Genomic DNA, 24978 nt, shown 5'->3' with positions numbered 1-24978 from the left:
CTCCCGGGCGGTCATCCGGCCAGGTACCGGCGGAACGACGAACACCGCAGCGGCCACCGCCCGGCCGACGTGGCCGGATCGATGAGCTGGACCTCCTCGATGCCGGGCTGTGCCGTGCCCGAGCACACGATCTGGGCCCGGAGCAGGTCCGACACCGGCCGACTGGAGGAGTACCAGGCCGTGAGCGTCCTCGGCGGCAGGTCCCCGCTGCGGTAGACGGCATGGAACTCATCGAGGTCCGCCATTGGATTCGACATGCCCTGTGCGTCCTCCGGGATCTTGGCGCCCTGTTCCCACAGGGCGTTCAGCGCGGCCTGGGGAACGCCGGGAAAGGCGACGCGGCGGACCGGGACCAGCCGTCCGCCGCGCGCCAGGTAGACGGTCGTCTGCGGGACGGCCTGCTGCGCGACCGCCGGATCCCCACCCGCGATCACGCTGGTCGACCGTACCCCGCAGGACGCGGTGAGGAGGAGCGCGGCGCAGGCGGGTCCCAGGCGGGCACCGGCCCGGGCGGTGCGGGCTCCGCGGATGCCGGACCGGGCGGTCACGCGGTCTCCGCCGGGATGTCGGGGAGCCACAGCTCGAACGCCGTTCCCGTGTCGGTGTCGAGGAGGTACAGCTCGCCGCCGTGCAGCTCGGCGTTGGCGCGGGCGATGGCCAGGCCCAGGCCGCTGCCCTCGCTCCGCGTCCGCGCGGCGTCGGCCTTGTAGAAGCGATCGAACACGTGCTTGCGGATCTCCTTCGGGATTCCGGGACCGCTGTCGAAGACGCGCAGCCGGATGCCCGGCCCGTCCGGCACGTACGAGCGGCGCAGCCGTACGGTGACCGGCGGTTCGCCGTGCTTGAGCGCGTTGCCGACCAGGTTGGCGAGGATCATGTCGAAGCGGCGGGGGTCGACGCGGGCGCGCAGCTGCGGGGCGAGATCGGTCTCCACCTTCTCCTGCCAGTCGCGCAGCCGCAGGCTCTGCCGGATCAGTTGCGGCACGTCCACGTCGTCCAGGACGAGTGCCGCCGCCCCGGCGTCGAACCTGCTGATCTCCAGCAGGTGGCCGATCAGGGTGCGCAGCCGGCGCGTCTCCTCCGCCACGAGATTGGCGGCCGTCGCGGCGCTCCCGGTTGCCTCCTCCTCCAGCGCGTCGGTGACGGCGGTCATCGCGGTGAGCGGCGTGCGCAGCTCATGGGACACGTCGGCCACGAAGCGGCGGGCCGAGCGTTCCATCTCGCGCAGCTCGGTGACGCTGGCCTCCAAGGCCTCAGCGCTGGAGTTGAAGATCCGGGCGAGGCGCGCCAGCTCGTCCCGGCCGCGGACCTCGACTCGCCCGTGCAGGTCTCCCGCGCCCAGTCCCTGGGCGGCCGCGGCCAGCCGCCGTACGGGCCGCAGCACACTCCGCGCGGCGAGCAGCGCGAGCAACAGGGCCACGAGGACGGCGGCACCGCCCCCGACGGCGACCGAGGTGGCCATCCGGTCGAGGTCGTCGCGTTCCCGCGAGAGGCTCGCGATGACGTACGCCTCGATCGGGCTCGCGGTGCGCCCACTGGTGGTCGGCAGGTAGACCGGCGTGCCGACGACCAGGTACGGAACGCCGCGGTAGGTGATCCGCTGGAAGTAGATCTGCTGTCCTCGCAGCGGCCGGGCGAGCTCGTCGTGGCGGCCCTCGCCGCGAACCGCGGCGATCAGCTTGGGCGGGATGCGCATGTGGGAGGGGAATTTCGCGCCGCTCGTGGCCCATCCTCCGGGCTGGTCGCCGAGCACCCAGGACCGGCGGCCGGGCTGCCGGGCCAGGGCCGTGCTGATCGGCTGGAGGAGGTCGGCGGTCAGCATCATGTTGGGCAGCTGGGTCGGCACGGTCTGGTTGAGGGTGGTCCGCACGTCGTTGACGACGGCGTTCTGCACCCGCTCGAGCATCGCCAGCCGCACGAGCCAGTAGGCGATCCCCGCGGTGATCGCCGAGGCCAGCAGCGCGACGGCGGCGAACGCCGCGACGAGCCTCGCGCGCAGGCCCATCATGGCGCGACGAAGCGGTAGCCGAAGCCGCGCACGGTCTCGATGAACCTCGGCCGGGACGGCACGTCCTCGATCTTCGACCGGACGCGTTGGACGGTGGCGTCCACGAGCCGGGAGTCACCGAGGAAGTCGTGCTCCCAGACGGAGGCGAGGAGTTGCTGGCGGGTCAGCACCTGTCCCGGGTGGCGGGACAGCTCGAGGAGGAGCCGGAGTTCGGTGGCGGTGAGGTGCACGTCCTCGCCGGCCCGCCGCACCTTCATCGTCCCCCGGTCGATGACCAGGTCACCGTGGGTGGAACGGTCCCCTGGGTCGCGCTCGACCCGGCGCAGCACCGCCCGCAGCCGCGCGTCGAGCACGCGCGGCTCGACGGGCTTGACGACGTAGTCGTCGGCCCCGGCCTCCAGGCCGACGACCACGTCGATGTCGTCGCTGCGGGCGGTGAGCAGGATGATCGGCAGAGAGTCGTCCGCGCGGATCCGCCGGCAGACCTCGACCCCGTCGATGCCCGGGAGCATGACGTCCAGGATGACGATCTCCGGGCGCTGCGTGCGCACCTGCTCCAGGCCGAGTTCGCCGGTCTCCCGGGCCGTCACGGAGTGTCCGAGCCGGGACAGCGCGAACTCCAGTGCGGCCCGCGCCGAGGGGTCGTCCTCTACGAGCAAGATTGTCGCCACGGGGCCCATTATCAAGACCGCCGAGGAAGTGATCAGAACAAAGCGGTCATGTCACAACTCTGTGACAGGACGAACTTTTCCAGGCGGCCCAGGGCGCGGGGGCCGTTCCCGACGCCGTGACCCGCCAGCCGGCCGGGTGCCGTGGCCACGACGCATCGGGCGCCGCACCGCCCGCCACCGGCACGATCACCATGCAGGTTCCGGTCGGCGGCTGCCCGTTCGCCGCGTGGAAGAAGGTGATCGGCGTCCACGAGATCTGGTACGCCTGCCGGACCCACACGCGCCAGGTCAGGCTCGCGTCGACCGCCACCCCGCCGTACGACGGGCCGGGCCGGAAGATCGGCTCACGCGGCGGCAGCCAGGGCTTGGCGATGACCGCGGCGGCGACGAGATTGAACGCCGCGAGCCCCACGGCGATCGTCCAGGCCGAGCGGGGCGTGTACGCCACGGCGACCAGGACGCCCAGCAGCGCGAGGCCCGTCAGGGAGGCCGTGCCGAGCCGCAACGCCGTCCAGTCCCAGGTCAGGAAGCACGTCTCGGGGAAGTCGAAGGCGATGAAGTTGTAGTCGGTGAGCCGGTCCCCGGCGTAGATCGCCGCAGAGAGCCCCGCCCCCGCGCACACGACGCCCGCCGCGAGGGCGTACCCGACGATGGACCGGCGCCGCCGCATGAGCACCGCGAGACCGCACAGCGCGTGCGCCACCGCGAGACACGCCAGGTAGCGGCCGTAGAAGTAGTTGCCGACCCGGTGCTCGTCCGGCAGTGCCGCCGAGGACGCCAGGGCGGTCCCGAAGGTCGCGGCCAGCAGCACTCCGGACAGGATCCGGGCGGCCGGGTCGCTCCAGGGCCGCCACAGCGTACGGGCGGCGGCGACCAGCCCGATCCCCGCCAGACCCCACGTCGCGACGACGAGGTACCAGATCTGTCCGGCCGCGCCGAAGACCGCCCACTCCAGGCCCCCGACCGTGGTGAGCCGCGTCGAGAGCAGCCCGCCGAGGTCGCGCACGCCGTGCGGATACAGCGCGGCCCGTACCGCGCCGTTCAGCGTCCAGCCCGCGGCCGCCGCGGCGATGACGACGGCCCCCGGAACCAGCGCCGCCTTCGCCTCCAGACGCCGCGTGACGAGACCGTACGCCGCGATCGCCGCCAGGACGAACAGGTGCACGGCGAGGATCACGGCGCCGCGCGCGTGCGTGGTGTAGGCGTAGGCCGCGGCCAGGCTCGCCAGGGAACCGGCCACCGCCGCGCGCCGCCCGTCCGTGCCCTGGAACCAGGCGCGGAAGAACGAGTGCAGCGCCAGCAGCCAGCCGAGGATGAGGGCCGGCAGCACCGCGTCGGTCAGCGCGAGCGGGCCGAACACCGTCGCCGCGGGCAGCAGCGCGGCGGCGAAGGCGAGCACGTACGCGTGCGGGCGCGGCAGCCGCATCCGGCGCAGCGCCGCCACGGCCAGGGGAAAGATCGCGGCGCCGACGAGGGCGTTGATCCCCAGCACGATCCGGTAGCAGGTCTGCGGATCGTGGCTCAGCCAGAACGCCGGGCTGAGCAGCAGCGGGTACCCGCCTTGGTAAAAGGTGCTGCCCGACAGATCGCCTCCCGGGCCGCCCGCCAGCCACCGCGCGGCCAGCAGATAGCCGCTCTCGTCGGGGAACGCCGCGGGGACGCTCTGCCCGCCGGCGAGGACGAACCGGATGCCGACCTGGGCCAGCCAGCCCGCCAGGACGAGCAGCGGCCAGGACGGCTGCCGTGTCCGGACCGAGGGCCGCGTCCGCGGCCGGTCCGGCGTCCGGACGTCGAGAGTGCTGGAGAGGGTCATGCGGACCAAGATCGCGAACGCGTGTCATGACGCCGTCCGCGCGATGTCCGCGTTCTGTTACACGGGCTGGGGCCTGTCTCGAAGTCCCCGTCCGTAGCGAGCGCCGCCTGGACGCCGCGCAGGAGGACAGCGGGACTTCGAGATAGACCGTAGGGTCTTGCCTCATGAGGCGGGGACGGTGGGCGGCGGTCGTCGGCGTGGTGGCCGCGGTCGCCGGGGGCATCACCTGGGCGGCGTCGGGCGACGCGCCGCGCGTACGGACCTTCGAGCAGCGCATCCAGGTCGTGGACGGCCCGAAGAACGATCAGCACGTCGGCCTGGACACGACCTTCTTCGCGCCCGCCGGCGGAGGACGCGCCCCGGCGGTGCTGCTCGCGCACGGGTTCGGCGGCAGCAAGGACGATACGCGGGACGAGGCCGAGCGGCTGGCGCGGCACGGGTACGCCGTGCTCACCTGGTCGGCGCGCGGCTTCGGCCGCTCGGACGGCGAGATCACCCTCGACTCCCCCGACTACGACGTGAAGGACGTCCGGCAGCTGATCGACTGGCTGGCCCGCCGCCCGGAGGTGCGCCTCGACGGCCCCGGCGATCCCCGCGTCGGCCTCGCCGGGCAGTCGTACGGCGGCGGGATCACCCTGCTGTCCGCCGCGTACGACCGGCGCGTCGACGCCATCGCCCCGCAGATCACCTGGTACGACCTGGCCGACTCCCTGTTCCCCGACGCCACGGGCAAGGGCGCCGCGCTTCCCCCCGACCAACCTGCTCTTCCCGACCAACCGACCCCGACCGACCTCCCGGCCCCGACCGACCTCCCGGGCGGTGTGTTCAAGAAGGTCTGGGCCGGCGTCTTCTTCACCGGCGGCGCGTCGTCCACAGCCTGTGGACGGTTCCTGCCGTCGCTGTGCGCGATGTACCAGAAGGTCGCCGAGACCGGTCGGCCCACACCCGAGGCGATCGCGACCCTGCGCCGGTCCAGCCCCTCGTCGGTGGCCGGCCGGATCCACGTCCCCACCCTCCTCGTCCAGGGCCAGTCGGACTCCCTGTTCCCCCTCGACCAGGCCGACGGCAACGCCCGCGCGGTCACCGGCGCGCCGGTCAAGGTGGTCTGGTTCCAGGGCGGTCACGACGGCGGCGACCCGGAGACCGCGCGTGTCCGCGACCTCGTCACCGGCTGGTTCGACCGCTACCTGAAGGGCGGGCCCGCGTCGACCTCGGGCGGTTCGGCGGCGGAGACATCCGGCGGTTTCACCGTCACCCGCACCGGCGGCATCGACTCCTCCACCCAGCGCGTCGTCGTCACCGCCGCGACCGCGCCCCGCTACCCCGGCCTGACCGGCACCGCCCGCCGTACGCTCCCGCTCGGCGGACAGGAACAGACGATCCAGAACCCGGCCGGCGGCTCCCCCGCGTCGATCTCCACGCTGCCCGGCCTCGGCGCGCTCGGCGGCGTGAGCGGCTTCGGTACGGGCGGCGTCCAGCTCGACATGCCCGGCCAGTCGGCGGCGTTCGACACCGAGCCGCTCGACGCGCCCGTGCAGCTGACCGGGTCGGCGCGGGTACGCGTCCGGGTCGCCGGCGGGCCCGCGACGCTGTTCGCGAAGGTGTACGACGTCGGGCCGGACGGCCAGGCCGAACCGGCCCGCCGCCTCGTCGCGCCCCTGAACGTGAGCGGCACGGCGGACGTCACCCTGCCGCCCATGGACCACCGCTTCGACCAGGGACACCGCATCCGCGTCGTCTTCGGCACCACCGACATGGGATACGCCTCGCCGGCGCGGCCCGCCTCCTACCGGGTGTCCGTGGACTCCCCGCTGACCGTCCCCGTCGACCCGGCGCTGCGCACGCCGCCGGTGCCGCTGCCCGGGTGGGTCTGGGGCCTCCCGGCGATCGCCGTGGCGGCGGCCGTCGCCCTGGTCGCCACCGGGCGCGGGCGGCGCCGACGCGGCGGTGAGCGCGGCGACCCCGCGGTGCCGCTGGAGATCGTGGGGCTGACCAAGCGGTACAAGAACGGCCACCTCGCCGTGGACGACCTTTCCTTCCGCGTCGAACCCGGACAGGTCTGCGGCCTGCTCGGACCGAACGGCGCGGGCAAGACGACCACCCTCCGCATGCTCATGGGCCTGATCCACCCCGACGCCGGCCAGATCCGCATCTTCGGCGAGCCCGTACGCCCCGGGGCGCCGGTGCTGTCCCGGCTCGGCTCGTTCGTCGAAGGGCCCGGCTTCCTGCCCCACCTGTCCGGCCGCGACAACCTGGAGCTGTACTGGAAGGCCGCCGGACGCGGCGAGGCGTACCTCGACGAGGCCCTGCGGATCGCCGGACTCGGCGACGCGATCCGCCGCCCGGTCCGCACCTACTCCCAGGGCATGCGGCAGCGGCTCGCCATCGCCCAGGCCATGCTCGGCCTGCCCGACCTTCTCGTCCTCGACGAGCCGACCAACGGCCTGGACCCGCCGCAGATCGCCGAGATGCGCGAGGTCCTCGTGCGGTACGCCGCCGAAGGCCGCACCGTCATCATCTCCAGCCATCTGCTCGCCGAGGTCGAACAGACCTGCACCGACGTCGTCGTGATGCACCGCGGCACCCTCGTCGCCGCCGGCCCCGTCGCCGAGATCGCCGGCCACGACGGCTCCGTCCTGATCGGCACCTCGGAAGTCGACCGCGCCATGAGCGTGCTGACCGGACTCGAAGGCGTCGACGGCGCGGAGCCGTACGACCCCGGCGTCCTGGTGCGCCTGAACGGCTCCGGCCCGTCGGCCGTCGTCGCGGCGCTCGTCGCCGCCGGCGTCCCGGTGGACCGCGTGATGCCCCACCGCCGCCTGGAGGACGCGTTCCTCACCCTGATCGGGGAGGGATCGTGAGCGCAGACCTCACCTACCGCAGGCGCCGGACGCTGCCGCTGCGCGTCGAGGCCGTCCGGCAGCTGCGCCGCCGCCGGACCTGGATCGCCTTCGCGGTGCTGCTCGTCCTGCCCTGGGTGCTCGCCGCCGCCTTCAAGATCGGCGGCTCGCCGTCGGCGAACGACGCGAACACCCCCGGCCTCGTCACGGTCGCGACGGCCGGCGCACTGAACTTCACGGCGTTCACGCTGTTCGCGTCGGCGGGCTTCCTGCTCGTGGTCGCGGTGGCGCTGTTCTGCGGCGACACCGTCGCGAGCGAGGCGGGCTGGGCGTCCCTGCGCTACCTGCTGGCCGCCCCGGTGCCGCGCACGCGGCTGCTGCGCCAGAAGCTCATCGTCGCCCTCACGTACGCGGCGCTGGCCGTCGTCAGCCTGCCCGCCATGGCGATGATCACAGGGATCTACGTCTTCGGCTGGGCCCGCCTGCGGGTCCCCGGCGGCGACGTCGCCCTGCCCAACGGCACCGCCCTGACCCGGATGCTGATCGTCGTCGGCTACATCATGGCCTCGGAACTCGTCGTCGCCGCCTTGGCGTTCCTGCTGTCGGTGACGACCGACTCGCCGCTCGGCGCGGTCGGCGGCGCGGTGGGGCTCGTCATCCTCAGCAACATCATCGACGCGGTCACCGCGCTCGGCCACTGGCGGGAGTTCCTGCCGACGCACTGGATGTTCGCCTGGACCGACGCCCTCCAGCCCCACCTGGAGTGGACCGGCATGCTCAAGGGCACGGCCCTGTCCGCGTCGTACGCGACCGTGTTCATCGCCCTGGCCGTCCGCCGCTTCCGCGCCAAGGACATCGTCAGCTGAGCAGCGCGGCTAAGAGCCCGCGTGGAATGGAGTGCCGGGATCGCGGCGCCCTGGTCCAGCGCCCATTCCGCGCGGGCTCTTAGGGCACCCGGTCGAGCTGGTACTGGAGGATCGCGGCGGCCTCCTCGGCGGTGACGTGCCCGAGCAGGAGCTGGTCGGCGAGGCCCTGCACGAGCGCGACCAGGATCTGGGCCTCGCGTTCGACGTCGGAGCCCGACGACGGCTTCCGTACACGCCGGAGGTGATCCGCCACGGCGGACAGGATCAGCTCGTGACCGCGACGGTACCGAGCGGCCGACTCCGGATGGCGCAGCGTGTGGGTGAAGAAGGCGGCCCCGACCCGCGCCAGGACGCGGCCCTCCTCGTCCGTCGGCAGGAAGGCCAGCAGCAGCTCTCGGAGCGTGGCCATCGGGCCGCGCGGAGCGGGAGGGCTCCCGCCGATCGCGGCGCGGACGCGCTGGTCGATCCGGTCGCGAAGAGTCGCCGCGGCCAAGGCGAGCAGATCGTCCTTGCTCGGGAAGTAGTGCTGGATCCGGCCGACGGACGTCCCGGCCTCGGCGGCCACCGTGCTCATCGTCACCGCTTCCAGCCCGCGTTCCGCCGCGATCCGCCACACCGCCTCGGCGAACTCCGCCCGCCGCTGGTCGTGGTCCACCCGTCTCGGCATGGCCCTCCCCCTCACTCGTTTACAATACGATCATATTGCGAAAGGAGGGACGCGCCATGCCCCATCGAATCGGCCGGTTCACGTCTCCGGCGGCGGAGCGGCACTTCCGGTCCGCCTACGAGGAAGGCATGCGGCTCCTGCCCGCACCGGCCGAGGTCCACGACGTCGCCACCGCGTTCGGCGACGTCCGCGCGTACCGGTTCGGAGCGGCGCCCGGCGTGCCGCTCGTCCTGCTGCACGGCACGAACGGGACGACGGTCTCGTGGCGTCCCAACATCGAGGCGCTCGCGCGGCGCCGCACCGTCTTCGCCGTCGATCTGCTGGGCGAGCCGGGAGCCAGTGTCCAGACGGCCCCCATCCGCGACGCGGACGACCAGGCCGCATGGCTGGAACAGACCCTGGCCGGGCTCGGCCTCGACCGCGCTCACCTCGTCGGCGTCTCGATCGGCGGCTGGACGGCCTGCAACGCGGCCGTACGGCGTCCGCAGCGCGTGGCCTCGGCGACCATGCTCGATCCCGCCAACACGCTCGCCCGTATGCCGCTCGGCCTGATCCTCCGCACGATCCCCGTCCTGATCCCGTTCCTGTCCTCGTGGGCGACGCCGCGCTTCCTCCGCTACGTCGACGGCCAGGGCGGCGATCCGCTCGCGGATCCGGTCGGCCGGGTCATCGACGCCGGCATGCGCGGCTTCCGTACGGGAGCACCGCAACCGGCCCTGTTCGACGACGACCAGCTCCGCTCCCTCTCCATGCCGGTCCTCGCCGTCGTCGCCGGCCGCAGCGTGATCCACCACCCGCGGACCGCCTGCGAACGAGCGCGACGACTGATCCCCGACGTCCGGGCCGAACTGTGGCCCGAGGCCACCCACGCCATCTCCGGGCAGTGCGCCGCCCAGGTCAACGACCGCGTCCTGCGCTTCACCGACGAGATCGACTGACCCGCCGCCCCAAGGCCTAGGCGACGACCGCGAGCAGTGCCGTGATGGCCGTGGTGAGCTCCGGATCGCCGCTCACCGTCGAGCGCCCGCGGGCCTGCTCCACGGTGATGCCTCTCGTCGCCAGCCGCCAGAACGTGTCCTGGTCCATCGAGGCGCGCGCGGTCGGCTCCCCTGCGTGCTCGGCCATCCGCCATCGTCCGCCTCGCCGGACCGCGCCCCATCGTCCGCCGGCCGGGCCGGTCACCTCCAGGTGAACCGCGCTGCCTTCCGGCCGGTCGTGCGTCCGCAAGGCGTGCGGCAGGGCGCGCGCGAAGATGTCCAGCACCGGAGCCATGAGGTCAGGTTCGGTGGCGCCCGGAACGGAGACGGCATCGCGCACCTGCTGCTGGTGGACCCAGTACTCGGTGTACTCACGGCCGATGTCGAGCCAGGCGGGATTGTCCAGGTCGGTCGCGGCCCAGGACACGTTCACGTCGGCGGGGGCCCGGAGATCTCGTGCCGCCCACATGGCGTCCAGCCGCGGCCCCAAGTGGTCCAGCAGTTCGATCATCAGTTGCGGGCTGAGCTGCCGGGACGCCCGGACGAACTTCTCATTGACGCGCGCCAGGTAGACGGGAAGCGTCTCGTCATCGGCGAACACCGCGCCGCCGTACCCGTCACGGCCGCTGGACAGACGTCGCATGTGGTCATTGAGCACATGACCGACGACATCGTGCACATCCCAGCCGGGGCACACGGTCGGCCTGGCCCAATCGGCGTGGCCCAGCCCACCGAGAAGCTCGAGCATGGCCCGCCGTTCACGCGGGAACAGCGGACGAACGTCGATGGCCGGGCCAAAGGTCACCATGACGTGACCCTAGTGGCCCGTCGTCTCACCCTCCACGGACTTCTGCAGGGCGTCCACGGCGTCTCTGATCAGGACGTCCATCGCTCACTCCTCCCTTAGCCGAGCGTTTCATGCGGCCGCGAGGCCGCGGTGCTCAGCCCAGGCGGGCGATGACCTCGTCGGTGGAGCAGACCGTGCCGAGCGCGGGGAAGATCACCTCGACGGCGAACCGGTGCCATTCGGCCTTCAGATTCGCCATGGCGTCCTCGGCGAGGAAGAGCCGGTAGCCCAGTTCGTCGGCGATGCGCGCCGTCTGCTCGACGCCGAAGTTGGTCGCGATCCCCGTGATGACGAGTGTGTCGATGCCCCGCGCGCGCAGCTCGTCGTCAAGACCGGTCTCGTGGAACGCCCCCCACGTGTGCTTGGTGATGAGCAGGTCGCCGGGCTGCGGCTCGTCCACGAGCTCGCTGCCGGGCGGCTGCTCGCCCGGCCGGTGGGCGCGCACCGGCACCACCAGGCCGCCGCGGGCCCGGAACTCCTCCGCGAGGCGGCGAGACCGCTCGACGACCTCGGCCCCGTCGCGCGGCGCCTTCGCGCTCTCGAGGATGCGCGCCTGCAGGTCGATCGTGACGAGCGCGGCCGTCGGCGGATTGATCATGTCGGTCATGGGCAGCGATCGTACGGCCGGCGGCGGGAGCACAGGCCGGTCCCTGATGCTCCCGCCGCAGACATGCGTCAGGAGAAGGGCACGGCGTCCTGCCTGCAGACGGTGTCGGCCGGCGGCAGGGCACCGGTCAGCAGGTAGCGGGTCTCGTGCTCCAGGGCGCACGAGCTGGGATTGGAGAAGACCGTGTGGCCGTACCCGTCGACGGTCAGCAGGCGGGCCCGGGCCAGGGTCCGGGAGACCGTGACCGCCTTCCGGTAGGACGTGGCCGGGTCCTTGGTGTTGTTGAGCAGCAGGATGGGGTTGGCGGTGCGCCGGTTCCACGGTCCGGCGTAGCGGTCCTTGCCCAGGGGCCATCCCGCGCACGGTTCCGTGGCCCACGCAGGGTCCAGGGCCGAAGGTCCGGACCGGGCGTAGGCCAGCCGCGCGGCGGCCTCATAGGCGCGCGGGTCGCGGGGGTTGGGGCTGTCGGAGCAGACGGTGGCGAGGAACTGTTCCCGCCCGGCGTAGACGTCCGGCGAAGGAGTGCCGGTCCCGGCCCGCCGCTTCGCCGCGGCGGAGGAGGTGCTCGCCCCGGACGACTTCTCCCACATCTGCTGGAGCAGGCCCGCCGCTTCCGGCCATGCCGCCACGCTGCCCAGGGGAATGCTGAGGACCCCGCACGCGTAACCGCAGGTCTGCGTGTCCGGCGGAGTGCCCATGGTCACCGGGTGCTGCCGCAGCCGGCGCAGGAGCGTGTCGTACTTGGCGCGTGTCGCCGCCGGGGTGCCCGCGGAGAAGGCGCACGCGGCCGTGGACGCCTTGCCGCACAGGTCCAGGAAGTCCTTGAGGACCTCGGCGGACGCCTGGTCGTTGCCTTCGCGTACGAAGCTCGGCAGCCCGCCGCTCGCCTGGGTCCAGGCGACCGGGTCGACGTTGCCGTCCAGGGCCATCCGCCCGACCTTGAGCGGGAACAGGTTGGCGTACGTGGTGCCGAGCAGGGTCCCGTACGACAGGCCCACGTAGTTGAGCGTGGGGTCGCCGACGGCCTGGCGCAGCAGGTCCATGTCGCGGGCCACGTCGGCCGTGCTGACGTGCTGGAGGAGGTCGGGGTCGCGCTTGGTGCAGCGCGCGGCAAAGCGCGACCACGTACGGACCCAGGCAGAGGTCTCCCGCGCCCCGACGGGGAAGCCGATCGGCGCGGCGGACAGGAACGCGCTCTCCGCCTCGGTCGTCGGGAAGCAGCGCACGGCGGTGCTCTCGCCGAACCCCCGGGGGTCGAAGGCGACGATGTCGTACCGGGCCCGCCAGGTCGCGGGGACGTGCCGGTAGGCGGCGGTGAAGCCCGCGAGCTGCGCGCCGGGGCCGCCGCCGTTGACGAACAGCGAGCCGATGCGGTGCGCGGTGTCGGTCGCCCGGTGCCGCATCACGGCGACGCTGACGGTCCTGCCGCGCGGGTTCCGATGGTCCAGGGGGATCCGCGCCGTGGCGCACTGGAAGTCCCCGTCGCAGGACTGCCAGCTCAGGGCCGGAGCCGACGGTGCCGGCTCCGACACCGCGGTCGGCGCGGCCGCCCGGCCGTCCGACAGTGACATCGCGACGGGCAGGGAGACGGCGGCGAGCAGCCCGGCCGTCCACAGGACGGTGGCGCGCCTGGCACGGGTCGTGCCAGGTCTGGAGAGACGTCGGTGGTCGGTCAATTTGGTCCTTTCGGGATCGCGGCGGCGTGTGCCGCTGCCGAGGCGAGTGGTCGAGCCGGATGCCGAGGTCAGGACAGACGTCGGCGGATCCACCAGACGCAGAGGACGGCCAGCCCGAACGCGAGGCCCAGATAGATCGCCGTTTCGGTCAGCTGCAGGCTCCAGAAGCGGTCGGCGGGCTGGTAGGTCACGAGCTGCCGGTAGCCCAGCCCGGTGAGCTTGGCGAAGCACGCCTGGCTCTTCGGCCCTGAACCGGGGCATTCGAGCACCCAGGAGGGCACGGTCACCGGGTGGCCCGCCGCGTTCACGGTCTGCTGGGAGAGGACCCAGGCGCCGGGCCGGTTCACCACCACCGTGAGGTGGTTGAACATGTTGATGCTCGTCAGATTGCGCGCGGTAATCGTCGTGGTGAGGTGTTCGGGGGTGAGGAGATGCGACCGGACCTGCGTGTACATGGCGATCTGGGTGACGACGAAGAGGCCGAGCACGATGGCCATCGCCGGCAGGGTGCGGCGGACGACGACCCCGACGATCACCCCGAGGACGAAGAAGAAGGCCGCGTAGCCGAGGGGGACGGTCCCGCGGGAGCCGAAGATCTCGAGGGACATCCTCGGGAAGATGAGGAACCCGGGTCCGGGCGCACCGCTCCTGGCCGCGATGGCCTTGTCGATCGGGTCGGCCCACCAGGTCACCGCGAGGCTGAGAAGTCCGGCGGCGGCCACGGCGGCCAGGCCGATGAGGCCGAGCTTGGCGACCAGCCAGCGCGTGCGGGTGGTCAGGGTCCAGGCCAGCCGATGGGTTCCGGCGTCGAGTTCGCGGGTGACCAGCGGGGCACCCCAGAACATGCCGATGAGGGCGGGCAGGGCCAGCAGTGCCAGAGTGGTGACGACATAGAGGTTCGCCTCGAAGCCGCCGACGCTGTCGAGGAATCGATCCCCGCGGGTCTCGTACAGGTGGGCCAGGTGCGGGCCGGTGGCCGCCAGGGCGCCGAGGATGACGGCGATGGCGCCGTAGACCACCGCGGCCGGCGTGCGGAACTGACGCCAGGTCAGCCAGATCATCGGTGCGCCTCCGCAACGGGAACGGACTGGCCCATGTAGGCCAGGACGAGGTCTTCCAGGCCCACCGGGCCGGCCGTCCAGGCGGGGTCGTACACCTCGGAGTCGGAGCGGACGAGCATCGTGGTCTGCCGGTCGGTGTGGTGAGCCGAGACGACCTGCAGGCTGGCGGGAAGGGTGCCGGGGTCCAGCCGGGGCGTGGTGAGCAGGCGGTGGGTGGCCAGCAGTTCGCGGACATCACCGGCCAGCCGTACGCGGGAGGCGACGAGGACGATGAGGTGGTCGCAGACCCGTTCGACGTCGGAGACCAGGTGGGAGGAGTGCACGACGCTGAGTTCCTGCTCGGCGGTGGCCTCGCTGAGATCCTGGAGGAAATCGCGTCGGGCGAGCGGGTCGAGGGCGGCGACTGGCTCGTCGAGGATGAGCAGCTCAGGCCGCTTGGCGATGGCGATGGTCAGGGCCAGCTGAGCGCGCTGGCCGCCGGACAGGCTCCCGGCCTGCTGGTCGGGGCGCAGGCCGAGGCGGCGGATCCGCTCTCGTGCCAGCCGCGCGTCCCACCCTGGACTGAGCTTGGCGCCGAGCCTGAGGTGGTCGGCGACGCTCAGCCTGGCGTAGGTCGGCGTGTTCTGCGCCACGAAGCCGACCCTGGCCAGCTGTGCCCGGTCGGCACCGGGTCGTCCGCCGCACACCTCGACGGTGCCCGACGTCGGTGTGAGCAGGCCGGCGGCCAGGCCGAGCAGCGTCGACTTCCCGGCCCCGTTGGGGCCGACCAGCCCGACGACCCGCCCCGCCGGGATGTCGAGGGTGCAGTCCGCGAGCGCCCAGCGCCGGCGATATCGCTTGCCCAGTCCCCGGGCCCGCAGGACCGTGTTCTTCTCCGGAATGAGAGGCATGCGGTTCACTGTGCGGGCCCCGGCCCGGCGCGCCCACCGGCCGGAAGTACGGTTCGCGCCGAACCGGTCGTACTTTCGGCTGATCCGTCGCATCGCGGATGTCCGTACGCTGAGCAGCCATGGACCTGCTGGATCGCCTGGTCGAGCGGCCCCGGGTCGCCGTGAACGCCGGGCTCGGCATCGTGTTCACGGCGGCGCTGGGCTATGAGATCCGCGCCATCATGGACCGGCACGGCGACTGGACGTCGATCCTCGCCGTCGGGGCGGTGGTGTCCGTGGCCGCCCTGCTGCGGGAGCGGTCCCGTACGTGGGCCGCGGCGATCGGGCTCGCCGTCGCCGGAGCGGCCGAGCTGGTCGCCTGGCGCTGGGGACTGCCCGGGCAGCCGGCCGGTGCGGCGGTTCTCGCGCTGGTCGTGCTCATCGCCTCCGCGGTACGCGTGCTGCCGGTCCGTACGGCGGCGGCCATCGCGGCGGGCGGGGTGGTCGTGGTGGCCGGGAGCCTCGAGCGGTACTCCCACTTCCTCGCCACCGGCGCCCCGGTGTCGTACTCGGCGACCTGGATCATGGCGCAGGGATGGGTCGTCGCCGTGGGGGCCGGGCTGTTGCTGCGCCGCCTCGACGCGCGCCGCCGCGCCGCGTTCGAGGCCGTGCGGCGGGGCGAGCGGCTGGAACTGGCGTGGGAGCTGCACGATTCGGCGGCCCACCACATCACCGGCATCGTGCTCCAGACTCAGGCGGCCCGCATCGCCGCCCGCCGGGGCGCCGCGACGCTCGACGACACCCTGGCGGGCATCGAGACCGCCGCGACCGAGGCGCTCGTGTCCATGCGCCAGGTCATCGGCCTGCTCAGGGACGCCGACGACGCGGCCGGGCTCGCCTCCGGCCCGGAGCGGCTGACGGAGCTCGTCGACCGTTTCGCCTCGCGCGGCCCCGCCGTGCGGCTGCACCTGCCCGACGGGCCTCCGGATCCGGCGTGGCCGCCGCAGGTCACCGCGACGGTCTACCGGGTCGTCCAGGAGTCGCTCACCAACATCACCCGGTACGCCTCCGGGGCCCGGGAGGTCACCGTGGCCCTCGCCCACGGCCGGCGGGACATCACCGTCGAGGTCACCGACGACGCGCCCCCGGCGGGCGCGTCGCGGTTCCCTCACCCGGGCGGGTACGGCCTCGTCGGGATGCGCGAACGCGTCGAGGCCCTCGGCGGCACCCTCGACGCCGGGCCCCGTCCCCGGGCCGGCTGGTCGGTGCGCGCCACCCTTCCCGCCCCGGGCCGCTCATGACCACCCGGGTGCTGATCGCCGACGACCAGGCGATGGTCCGCGGCGGGCTGCGGCTCATCCTGGAGGACCAGCCGGACATCACCGTCGTCGCCGAGGCCGCGGACGGCGCGGAGGCCGTCGCCCTGGCCCGGCGGCTGCGGCCGGACGTGTGCCTCGTCGACATCCGGATGCCCGGTCTCGACGGCATCGCGGTCACCCGCGCCCTGGCCGGCCCGGGTGTCCCCGACCCGCTCCGGGTCGTCATCGTGACCACCTTCGACCTCGACGAATACGTCTACGGGGCGTTGCGCGCGGGCGCCGCCGGCTTCATCCTCAAGGACGCCGGGCCGACGCTGCTCGTCGAGGCCGTACGCGCCGCGCGCACCGGAGAGGCCCTGATCTCCCCGTCGGTCACCGTGCGGCTCCTGAAGCATCTCGCGCCCGCCGGGACTCCGACCACGCCGACGGCGGTGCCGCTGTCCGAACGGGAGACCGAGGTCGTCCGGGCCATCGCCCGCGGCCGCACGAACCAGGAGATCGCCGCAGAACTGTTCATCTCGGTCAGCACGGTCAAGAGCCACCTGGCCAGCGTCCAGATGAAGCTCGGCGTACGTAACCGGGTACAGATCGCCGCGTGGGCCTGGGAGAACGGGCTCGCGCACGCCTCAGGCGGGGGATGACGGCGAGCGACGCGACCCGAGCGTGACGAACGGGCTTGTTTCGGGCATGATCGAGGCCGACGCGCGGGGAGGCGATGCTGGTGACCGGTTCCGACCTCGAAGAGCTGTTGGTGTTCAGCGGATCGGGCAGCCCGCGGCTCACCGCCGCGATCTGCGCGCACCTCGGCGTGGAACCGGGCTGCGGGGAGGTCATCCGCTTCTCCGACGGCAACCTGTTCGTAAAGGTCAACCAGAACGTCCGGGGACGGCACGTGCACCTCGTGCAGTCCACGGTGTTCCCGGCCAACGACAACTTCATGGAGTTGTTGTTCTGGATCGACGCGTTCAAGCGGGCCAGCGCCGCGTCGGTGACCGTGCTGATGCCGTACTTCAGCTACGCCAAGGCCGACAAGAAGGACGAGCCCCGGGTGTCGATCCGCGCGCGGGTGTGCGCGCAGTCGATCGAGGCGGCGGGCGCGGACCGGGTCGTGACGATGGACCTGCACGCGCCGCAGATACAGGGGTTCTTCACGCGGCCGGTCGACGACCTGTACGCCCTGCCCGTGCTCGCCGAGGCCATCGGTGCTTCCGGGGATCTCGTCGTCGTCTCCCCCGACGCCGGTTTCGCCAAGCAGGCCCGCAAGTACGCCAAGCGACTCGGCGCACCCCTCGCCATCGCCGACAAGGAACGCGTCGACCACACCGAGACGGCGCGGGTCATCGACCTGATCGGCGACGTGCGCGGCCGCGACGCCGTGATCGTCGACGACTTCACCATCACCTCCGGCACGCTGACCGAGGTCGCCGAGTGCCTCATCGACCGCGGCGCCCGGAGCGTGCGCGCGGCCGTGACGCACGGGGTGTTCACCGGCAAGTCGATGGAACGTCTCGACTCCAGCCCGATCTCCCGGCTCTACGTCACCGACACCGTCGAGAACCAGCCCGTACGGCTGTCGCCGAAGGTGGAGAAGGTCTCGGTCGCGCCGCTGTTCGCCGAGGCGATCGCCCGCATCCACCGCCGCGAGAGCATCAGCGTCCTGTTCGAGTCCTGATCGACTCCTGATCTGACGACGTCCCGATAGCACCTCCTCCGGCCGGGCGCCGGCGCTTCGGCATGCCCGAATTCTCCTTGACACATGATCACGCTAGTGCCCTAAAGTACTAGGGTCTTAGCTAAATGGAGGAATGGTGATTGACTTCTACCTGGACGCCCGATCCGGCCTCTCGCCGTACCAACAGCTGGTCCAGCAGGTGCGCCACGCGCTGCGGCTCGGCCTGCTGCGCGAGGGCGACCGGCTCCCGACGGTCAAAGACGTCGTGGCCCGGCTGGCGATCAATCCCAACACCGTGCTCAAGGCCTACCGCGAGCTCGAACACGAGGGCCTGGTCGCCCCGCGCCCGGGCGTCGGCACCTTCGTGACCCGGACGCTGACCGACTCCACGCTGGCCGCGCACGGCCCGCTCCGTAAGGACCTGCGCCGCTGGCTGGCGAAGGCCCGGCTCGCCGGGCTCGACGACGAGAGCATCGAGGCCCTTTTCATGACGACGTTCCGGGCCGCCGCGCAGGAGGACATCGCGTGACCGCCATCCTCCGGGCCCGGGGACTGGGCAAGAGGTACCGGCGGCGCTGGGCGCTGTCCGACTGCACGGTGGAGATCCCGGCCGGGCATGTCACCGGGCTGGTCGGCCCGAACGGCGCCGGGAAGAGCACGCTGCTGAACCTCGCCGCCGGCATGCTGGCGCCGACGACCGGGACGATCGAGGTGTGCGGAGGCCGGCCCGCCGATGGGCCGGAGCAACTGGCCAAGGTCGGCTTCGTCTCCCAGGACACCCCGACCTACGCCGCGCTGAGCGTCGCCGACCATCTCCGGCTCGGCGCCCGGCTCAATACCGGCTGGGACGACGCCCTGGCGCGTGCGCGCGTCGAGCGGCTCGGGCTGGACCCGGCCCAGCGGGCGGGCCGGCTGTCGGGCGGCCAGCGCGCCCAGCTCGCCCTCACCCTGGGCATCGCCAAACGCCCCGAGCTGCTCCTCCTCGACGAGCCGGTCGCGGCCCTCGACCCGCTCGCCCGGCGCGAGTTCATGCAGGATCTGATGGAGGCCGTCGCCGAGCACGAGCTCAGCGTCGTGCTGTCCTCGCACGTGGTGGCCGATCTCGAACGCGTCTGCGACCACCTCGTCGTGCTCAGCGCGTCGCGCGTCCAGGTGGCCGGCGAGGTCGACGAGCTGCTGGCCGGCCACCACCGGCTCACCGGGCCGCGTCGTGACCCCGCCACCCTTCCCTCGGATCAGCATGTCGTCACCGCCGGCCATACCGACCGGCAGACCACCCTGGTCGTGCGCACCGACGGCCCGATCCATGACCCTTCCTGGACGGTGAGCCAGGTCGGTCTGGAAGACCTCGTCCTGGCCTACATGAGCCGGCCCGATGTCGGCCGCGACACCCGTCCCGTCCTGGAGGTGCTCCGGTGATCTGGCTGACCTGGCGTCAGTTCCGCGCCCAGGCCGTGGCGCTGTACACCGCCCTCGTCGCGCTCGCCGTCCTGCTGCTGGTCACGGGCCCTCGGCTGACCCACCTTTACGACACCGGTCCCGGGGCCTTCCTCGACCGGTTCAACGCCGACGGCACCGATAAGGCGGTGTACTTCCTGGGTCTCGCGGCCGTGCTCGCGGCGCCGGCCGTCATCGGCGTCTTCTGGGGCGCCCCGCTGATCACCCGGGAGCTGGACTCCGGCACCCATCGGCTGGTGTGGAACCAGAGCGTCACCCGCACCCGCTGGCTGGCGACCAAGATGACGGTCGTCGGCCTGGCGGCCGTGACCGCCGCCGGGCTGCTCAGCCTCATGACGACGTGGTGGTCCGCCCCGATCACCCGCGCCGCCGTCGGCCGTCGTGCGCCAGCGCCGCGCGCGTCCGGCGTCCAGGATCTCCTGAGCGGGCGGTTCTCACCCGTTTCGTTCGCCGCCCACGGGGTCGTCCCGATCGGTTACGCGGTGTTCGCCTTCACCCTCGGTGTCACCGCCGGGGCGGTCGTCCGCCGTACGATGCCCGCGATCGCGGCAACGCTCGCCGTCTTCGTCGCCGTGCAGATCGCCGTTCCCCTCTGGATCCGGCCGCACCTCGTCACGCCCGCGCGCCTCACCACCCGGATCACGACGGCCAATCTGCGCGGGTTCATGACCCCCGCCCGCGACGCGCCGCCCCACGTGACCGTGGCCATCGACAGCCCCGGTGCCTGGATCATCTCCAACCAGACCCTCGGCCCCGCCGGCCGTGTCGTCGGCAGCCTGCCCGCATGGGCGACCCACTGCGCGCCACCACCGGGGCAGCCGGCCACGGCCGCACAGCAGGCCTGCTTCGCCAGGCTCTCCGATCTGGGTTACCGGCAGCTCGTGACGTACCAGCCCGCCGATCGGTACTGGACCCTGCAGTGGGCCGAGACGGCGATGTTCCTCGTGGCCGCCGTCGCTCTGACCGCGCTCTGCGTCCGGCGAGTCCGCCGCCTGGCCTGACAGGCGTCCACGACGGATCGACCCCAGCGCCGGCGACGGCGCCTGGGCCCTTCACCCCTGCCCGCAGGGGAGCAACCCCCGACCGAAAGGACGAACCTCCCATGCGCCATCCGATCCCGGGCCTGGTCGCCGCCGCCGGCCTCCTGGCCCTCGCCGCCGCCTGCTCCTCGCCCGTGTCCTCCGCGCCCGCGGCCGCGACGGCACCCACCTCCGCCGCCGCTTCGCCGGCGCCGGGCGGCACGCTCCAGCTGCCGAAACCGACGGGTCCCGATCCCGTCGGCACCACGTCCCTCTACCTGAAGGACACCTCTCGCCCCGACCCCTGGGTCCCCACGGCGCAGGCCAGGGAGCTCATGGTCTCCCTGTGGTACCCGGCGAAGTCGCGGACCGGCCCACGGGCACCGTACGTGACGCCGAAGGAGTCCGAGCTGCTCCTGAAAGGGGCGGACATCACCGGTGTGCCGTCCGACGCGCTGAGCAAGACGAAGACCAACGCGGTCCTCGACGCGAGACCGGCGGGACGCGAGCGGACTCTCCCTCTCGTGGTGCTCTCCCCCGGCTTGAGCGAGCCCCGCAGCACCCTCACGGCCCTGGGCGAGGACCTGGCCAGCAGGGGCTACGTGGCCGTGGGGATCGACCACACGTACGAGAGCCTCGCCACCACGTTCCCCGACGGGCGGGTCACCACGTGCGTGGCGTGCGACGTCCACAAGGATCAGGAGTTCAACGAGAAGCTGGTGAAGAGCCGGGCGGCCGACGTCTCCTTCGTCCTCGACGAGCTGACCCGGTCGCGTCCGAAGTGGAAGGGCGCTTCGCTCATCGACCCGTCCCGGATCGCGATGGAGGGCCACTCGGTGGGCGGTGCGAGCGCCATCGGCGCCATGCTGAAGGACTCCCGGATACGCGCCGGGATCGACATGGACGGGACCACGCTGACCACGATCCCCGAAGGCGGGCTGTCACGTCCGTTCCTGTTCCTGGGCACGCAGGCGAAGCACAGCCCGGGAGGAGCGGACACCACCTGGGACCGTGACTGGAGACTCCTGACCGGGTGGAGGCGCTGGCTCGTGGTGGCCGGCGCGGAGCACGCGTCCTTCACCGACGACTCGCTGCTGGTGGAACAGCTCGGCGTGTACCGCAATGCCGACCTGCCCGGCGCCCGCGCCCTGGACATCACGCGCGCCTACACCCGTGCCTTCTTCGACCTGCACCTGCGTCACCGGCCGCAACCGCTGCTGGACCGGCCGTCGGCGCGCTATCCCGAGGTCAAGGCGTGCTCTCCGGACACGAAGACCTGCGCGTAGCGACCCGTACGAACCGCCTGTGACTTCCATGCAAAAAGATCTTTAAAACGGATGCACCATACGTACCCGTATAGATACTTTGCCGGAATGATCTTGAGAGGAAGTCGCAGGCGCGGTCGGGGTTGGGTTGCGATGGGCGGTGCCGCCATGCTGCTGGCCACCGTCGCGCAGCCGGCGCACGCGGCCGAGCCCGACACCAGCGGTGTCGCGCGTCAGCTCCAGAAGACCATCGCCTCGCTGAAGTTCGGCGAGGTCCTGGACACCGAGCCCCCCACGTCGACGCAGGCCGCCAGGTCCGCCTCCGTCGACGTCGACCCGGAGAAGAAGCTCGCGGGCCGGGATCGTGCCCCCAAGCTGAAGGCCGCGGCCCTCGCGGCCGCCACGCAGATCCACCAGCAGCCGAACGTCGATGTGACCGTCCTCGAGCTCGACAGCAAGGGCCGGCCCGTCTCCTCCGGCACCGTCGTGACGAGCCCGACGTACAAGGACGGCGTCATCGTCCCGGTGGACCAGAACTTCCACACCACCGCGGTGCGCTACCGCCACTGGGACACCAACCTCTGGAACACCAACAACGGACAGGGTGACACCGACGTCGTTCCGGGCCGGGAGAACGCGCCCATCGACTACATGTCGCCCTACCCCGCCTCGACCCTCAAGCTGCTGGTCGGCTTCGGCATCCTGCAGCTCGTGGACAACGGCACCATCAAGCTGGACGACACGTACGCCTACCAGCCGACGCAGGCGTCCGACCTGTGTGGCACCGCCACCACCGACACCGTCCGCAACTACTTCGATCGCATGATCACCGTCTCCGACAACGGCTCGGCGTGCGCGATGATCAAGCTGTTGAACGACAAGGGCGCGATCGACGGTCTCAACCAGACCTTCCAGGACATCGGCCTGGAGACACTGCAGCTGAAGGGCACCAACCCCGCCAACGGCGGAAACTGGACCTCCGGCATCAACATGTCGTCGCTGGACACCGCCAAGCTGCTGGCGCTCGTCAACGGCGTGTCGGGCACGGCGTGGACCGCTCCGAACGGCAAGGCGGTCACCAGCGACGTCCTGAGCGCGTCCTCCCGCGAGTTCTTCATGAAGGAGCTGGGCGATCAGGGCTGGAACAACGTCCTGTCGACGACGAACTACTGCGGCTACACCTACCCGACGGCCGGCATGCCGCAGCGCATCTCGCAGCGGTGGATCGGCGCCGACGGGACCGTGACGGTCAACAACGACCCGACCGACGGGAAGTACCAGTACCCGGTGCAGCCCTGCCAGGACGCCGCCCAGGTGACGTTCGCCCACAAGACCGGCCTGTCGGAGAACGCGGTGAGCGACGCGGGCATCGTCAAGTCGCTGCCCGGCAAGGCGAACCGGCGCTACATCATCACCGCGTTCAGCAACCTCGGCTACCGGTACATCGACCCGAACCGCCAGGAGGTTCAGCCGTCGGTCAACCGGACCGAGAAGTTCGCGATCCTCGGCCGCACGATGGACACCTATGAGGCCCAGCGCTGACCGACGCGTGACGCACTGAAGGGGCCGGGGATATTCCCCGGCCCCTTCGGCTTGCATGTCGGCTGAGCCGTCCTTGAAAGCGCCGTCCGAAGATCAGTCGCTGGACAGCCGCTCGCGCAGCACGGTGCCCAGGGCGATGGGTTCGCGGCCGATCAGGGTGGCCAGTGTCGGGTCGACGGCGGCGAATTCGCCGGCGCGGCCGGCGGCGAAGACGCCCAGCAGCTGATTCGCCACCTCGGGAGGGACGCCGTCGCCGACCAGGTGCTCCCGGAACCGGTCGTCGGGTGCGATGGTCCTGGTGATGATGCGGCCCGTGACATCGGAGGCGATGCGGGCGATGTCGTCGAAGGTGAGCGCCTGCGCCGCGGTGAGCGGCGGCGTGGGGCCGTCGAAGCGGCCCTCGTCGGCCAGGATGACGGCGGCCGCCTCGGCGAGGTCGGCGTGCGCGGTCCAGCTGACCGGCCCGTCTGCGGGGAGCGTGACCTGGCCGGACTCCAGCGCGTGGCCGAGGAACCGCATCGCACTGCTGGCATAGAACCCGTTGCGCAGTGAGGTGAACGGCACGCCGGAGGCTCGCAGCGCCTCCTCGGTGGCGGCGTGGTCGCGGCAGGGCTGGAAGCGCGACGAGACGCCGGCGCCCATGTGGCTGGTGTAGAGGATGCGGCGGGCACCTGCCGCGACGGCCGCATCGATCGCGGCACGGTGCTGCCGGACGGCCTCGTCTCCCATCTTGTCGACGGAGACGATGAGCACTTGGGAAGCGCCTTCGAAGGCGTGGGCGAGGCCGGCGGTGTCGGTGAAGCCGCCCTGACGCACCCGCACCCCTTGGTCGGCGAGCGCTTTTGCCTTCTGCGGGTCGCGGACGCTGACGCCGACCCGGTGGGCCGGCACACGCGCCAACAGCCTCTCGACGATCTGACTCCCGAGCTGCCCGGTGGCGCCGGTCACGACGATCATGATGCACTCCAACGATATGGTTCCAGTGGAAACAGAATCAGCGTAACACTGATAATAACGATGGAACCATACGTCCTGTATCGTTGATACATGCCACGACGTTCACGCGACCGGGACGACGCCGCCCCCGCCGGATCCGACACCGCGGCCACCGGCCGCGAGCAGACCCGCCGGCGGGTTATCGAAGCCGCCATCGACCTGCTGGAGCGCGAAGGTCGCGATGCGGTCACCACCCGCGCGGTCGCCGTCGCGGCAGGACTGCAGCCACCGGCCATCTACCGGCTGTTCGGCGACAAGGACGGGCTGCTCGACGCGGTCGCCGAGCACGGCTTCGCCGCGTTTCTCGCGGCCAAGCACGTCGACCCCGACCCGCAGGACCTGATCGAGGACCTGCGGGCCGGCTGGGATCTGGCGGTCGAGTTCGGTCTGGCCAATCCCGCGCTGTACACGCTGATGTACAGCGAGCCCACGAGGGCCACGTCGGCCGCTTTCAAGGCCGGCATGGAGATCCTGATGGGCCGTGTCCGGCGCCTCGCCGCCGGCGGCTGGCTCCGCGTCGACGAAGAGCTCGCGGCCATGATCATCCATGCCACGGCGCGCGGCGCGGTCCTCACCTGGCTGTCCCAGCCGGAGGACCGGCGCGACCCGGCCCTGTTGACCACTCTCCGAGAGTCCATGGTCGCCGCGGTGACCGATCGGCAGCCGGCCGTGCAAGAGGCGGGCCCGGCCGGCGCCGCCCGGGCCTTGCGCGTCGCGCTACCCGAACAGACGACCCTCAGCGCCGCGGAGCAGCATCTACTGAGGGAGTGGCTGGACCGCCTCGCCGCCGGCGATTGAGACGACG

23 protein-coding genes are annotated in these 24978 nt (G+C 72.0%); 12 read left to right on the top strand and 11 right to left on the bottom strand.

The window, feature by feature from the left end; translation table 11 throughout:
• Window positions 1–11: 11 nt before the first annotated feature.
• Genes ABEA24_RS03810 through ABEA24_RS03795 form a run of 4 tightly spaced genes read right to left on the bottom strand, consistent with a single transcriptional unit; the run spans window position 12 to window position 4492 of the window.
• Window positions 12–548 (bottom strand): hypothetical protein, encoded by a 537-nt coding sequence (locus ABEA24_RS03810; RefSeq protein ID WP_345429197.1) that lies wholly within the window; start codon window positions 546–548, stop codon window positions 12–14.
• Complete coding sequence (locus ABEA24_RS03805) at window positions 545–2008, bottom strand: ATP-binding protein (RefSeq protein ID WP_345429196.1); 1464 nt, start codon at window positions 2006–2008, stop codon at window positions 545–547. Before ABEA24_RS03805 ends, ABEA24_RS03810 begins: the two co-directional genes overlap by 4 nt.
• Complete coding sequence (locus tag ABEA24_RS03800) at window positions 2005–2679, bottom strand: response regulator (protein ID WP_345429195.1); 675 nt, start codon at window positions 2677–2679, stop codon at window positions 2005–2007. The genes ABEA24_RS03805 and ABEA24_RS03800 overlap by 4 nt, the downstream gene beginning before the upstream one ends.
• 46 nt (window positions 2680–2725) lie before the next feature.
• Complete coding sequence (locus tag ABEA24_RS03795; protein WP_345429194.1) at window positions 2726–4492, bottom strand: hypothetical protein; 1767 nt, start codon at window positions 4490–4492, stop codon at window positions 2726–2728.
• A gap of 164 nt (window positions 4493–4656) precedes the next feature.
• Here ABEA24_RS03795 and ABEA24_RS03790 point away from each other — a divergent pair, with 164 nt between their 5' ends.
• Together ABEA24_RS03790 and ABEA24_RS03785 are read left to right on the top strand one after the other, a co-directional pair.
• A complete protein-coding gene (locus ABEA24_RS03790) occupies window positions 4657–7353 on the top strand; it encodes an alpha/beta fold hydrolase (RefSeq protein ID WP_345429193.1) in 2697 nt (898 codons plus the stop codon).
• Window positions 7350–8198, top strand: a complete 849-nt coding sequence (locus tag ABEA24_RS03785; RefSeq protein ID WP_345429192.1) for an ABC transporter permease — start codon at window positions 7350–7352, stop codon at window positions 8196–8198. Before ABEA24_RS03790 ends, ABEA24_RS03785 begins: the two co-directional genes overlap by 4 nt.
• Before the next feature lie 79 nt (window positions 8199–8277).
• Here ABEA24_RS03785 and ABEA24_RS03780 read toward each other — a convergent pair whose 3' ends face one another.
• A complete protein-coding gene (locus ABEA24_RS03780; protein ID WP_345429191.1) occupies window positions 8278–8865 on the bottom strand; it encodes a TetR/AcrR family transcriptional regulator in 588 nt (195 codons plus the stop codon).
• Between the two features lie 56 nt (window positions 8866–8921).
• Between ABEA24_RS03780 and ABEA24_RS03775 the strand changes: the two genes are divergently transcribed.
• On the top strand, window positions 8922–9803 hold the full coding sequence (locus ABEA24_RS03775) for an alpha/beta fold hydrolase (RefSeq protein WP_345429190.1): 882 nt from the start codon (window positions 8922–8924) through the stop codon (window positions 9801–9803).
• Between the two features lie 16 nt (window positions 9804–9819).
• Here ABEA24_RS03775 and ABEA24_RS03770 read toward each other — a convergent pair whose 3' ends face one another.
• The 5 genes from ABEA24_RS03770 to ABEA24_RS03750 all read right to left on the bottom strand — a co-directional run bounded on the left by ABEA24_RS03770 (window position 9820) and on the right by ABEA24_RS03750 (window position 14923).
• Entirely contained in the window at window positions 9820–10650 is an 831-nt protein-coding gene (locus tag ABEA24_RS03770; RefSeq protein WP_345429189.1) for a maleylpyruvate isomerase family mycothiol-dependent enzyme, read from the bottom strand.
• Window positions 10651–10783: 133 nt separating this feature from the next.
• Window positions 10784–11296, bottom strand: coding sequence for an isochorismatase family protein (locus tag ABEA24_RS03765; protein ID WP_345429188.1), 513 nt, complete (start codon window positions 11294–11296; stop codon window positions 10784–10786).
• A 68-nt stretch (window positions 11297–11364) separates the two neighbouring features.
• Window positions 11365–12972, bottom strand: a complete 1608-nt coding sequence (locus tag ABEA24_RS03760; RefSeq protein ID WP_345429187.1) for an alpha/beta hydrolase — start codon at window positions 12970–12972, stop codon at window positions 11365–11367.
• A gap of 68 nt (window positions 12973–13040) precedes the next feature.
• Window positions 13041–14033, bottom strand: coding sequence for an ABC transporter permease (locus tag ABEA24_RS03755; protein ID WP_345429186.1), 993 nt, complete (start codon window positions 14031–14033; stop codon window positions 13041–13043).
• Complete coding sequence (locus tag ABEA24_RS03750) at window positions 14030–14923, bottom strand: ABC transporter ATP-binding protein (RefSeq protein ID WP_345429185.1); 894 nt, start codon at window positions 14921–14923, stop codon at window positions 14030–14032. The genes ABEA24_RS03755 and ABEA24_RS03750 overlap by 4 nt, the downstream gene beginning before the upstream one ends.
• A 119-nt stretch (window positions 14924–15042) precedes the next feature.
• Between ABEA24_RS03750 and ABEA24_RS03745 the strand changes: the two genes are divergently transcribed.
• The 8 genes from ABEA24_RS03745 to ABEA24_RS03710 all read left to right on the top strand — a co-directional run bounded on the left by ABEA24_RS03745 (window position 15043) and on the right by ABEA24_RS03710 (window position 23177).
• Entirely contained in the window at window positions 15043–16203 is a 1161-nt protein-coding gene (locus tag ABEA24_RS03745) for a sensor histidine kinase (protein ID WP_345429184.1), read from the top strand.
• Complete coding sequence (locus ABEA24_RS03740; RefSeq protein ID WP_345429183.1) at window positions 16200–16862, top strand: response regulator; 663 nt, start codon at window positions 16200–16202, stop codon at window positions 16860–16862. Before ABEA24_RS03745 ends, ABEA24_RS03740 begins: the two co-directional genes overlap by 4 nt.
• An 80-nt stretch (window positions 16863–16942) precedes the next feature.
• Window positions 16943–17893 (top strand): ribose-phosphate diphosphokinase, encoded by a 951-nt coding sequence (locus ABEA24_RS03735; RefSeq protein ID WP_345429182.1) that lies wholly within the window; start codon window positions 16943–16945, stop codon window positions 17891–17893.
• 133 nt (window positions 17894–18026) lie between these two features.
• Window positions 18027–18422: a GntR family transcriptional regulator gene (locus ABEA24_RS03730; RefSeq protein WP_345429181.1), complete on the top strand. Its 396-nt coding sequence runs from the start codon at window positions 18027–18029 to the stop codon at window positions 18420–18422.
• Window positions 18419–19312, top strand: a complete 894-nt coding sequence (locus ABEA24_RS03725) for an ABC transporter ATP-binding protein (RefSeq protein ID WP_345429180.1) — start codon at window positions 18419–18421, stop codon at window positions 19310–19312. Before ABEA24_RS03730 ends, ABEA24_RS03725 begins: the two co-directional genes overlap by 4 nt.
• Window positions 19309–20352: an ABC transporter permease gene (locus ABEA24_RS03720; RefSeq protein WP_345429179.1), complete on the top strand. Its 1044-nt coding sequence runs from the start codon at window positions 19309–19311 to the stop codon at window positions 20350–20352. Before ABEA24_RS03725 ends, ABEA24_RS03720 begins: the two co-directional genes overlap by 4 nt.
• Window positions 20353–20453: 101 nt before the next feature.
• Window positions 20454–21656 (top strand): alpha/beta hydrolase family protein, encoded by a 1203-nt coding sequence (locus ABEA24_RS03715; RefSeq protein ID WP_345429178.1) that lies wholly within the window; start codon window positions 20454–20456, stop codon window positions 21654–21656.
• Between the two features lie 132 nt (window positions 21657–21788).
• The gene (locus ABEA24_RS03710) at window positions 21789–23177 is read left to right on the top strand and encodes a serine hydrolase (RefSeq protein WP_345429177.1); all 1389 of its coding nucleotides are present in this window, start codon (window positions 21789–21791) and stop codon (window positions 23175–23177) included.
• Window positions 23178–23270: 93 nt separating this feature from the next.
• Here ABEA24_RS03710 and ABEA24_RS03705 read toward each other — a convergent pair whose 3' ends face one another.
• On the bottom strand, window positions 23271–24134 hold the full coding sequence (locus tag ABEA24_RS03705) for an NmrA family NAD(P)-binding protein (RefSeq protein WP_345429176.1): 864 nt from the start codon (window positions 24132–24134) through the stop codon (window positions 23271–23273).
• A gap of 90 nt (window positions 24135–24224) precedes the next feature.
• Here ABEA24_RS03705 and ABEA24_RS03700 point away from each other — a divergent pair, with 90 nt between their 5' ends.
• Complete coding sequence (locus ABEA24_RS03700; protein ID WP_345429175.1) at window positions 24225–24971, top strand: TetR/AcrR family transcriptional regulator; 747 nt, start codon at window positions 24225–24227, stop codon at window positions 24969–24971.
• The last annotated feature ends 7 nt before the right edge of the window (window positions 24972–24978 follow it).

It is taken from the genome of Actinoallomurus vinaceus (assembly GCF_039542055.1).
GTDB lineage: Bacteria > Actinomycetota > Actinomycetes > Streptosporangiales > Streptosporangiaceae > Actinoallomurus > Actinoallomurus vinaceus.
This window is presented reverse-complemented; position numbering and strand designations above follow the sequence as displayed.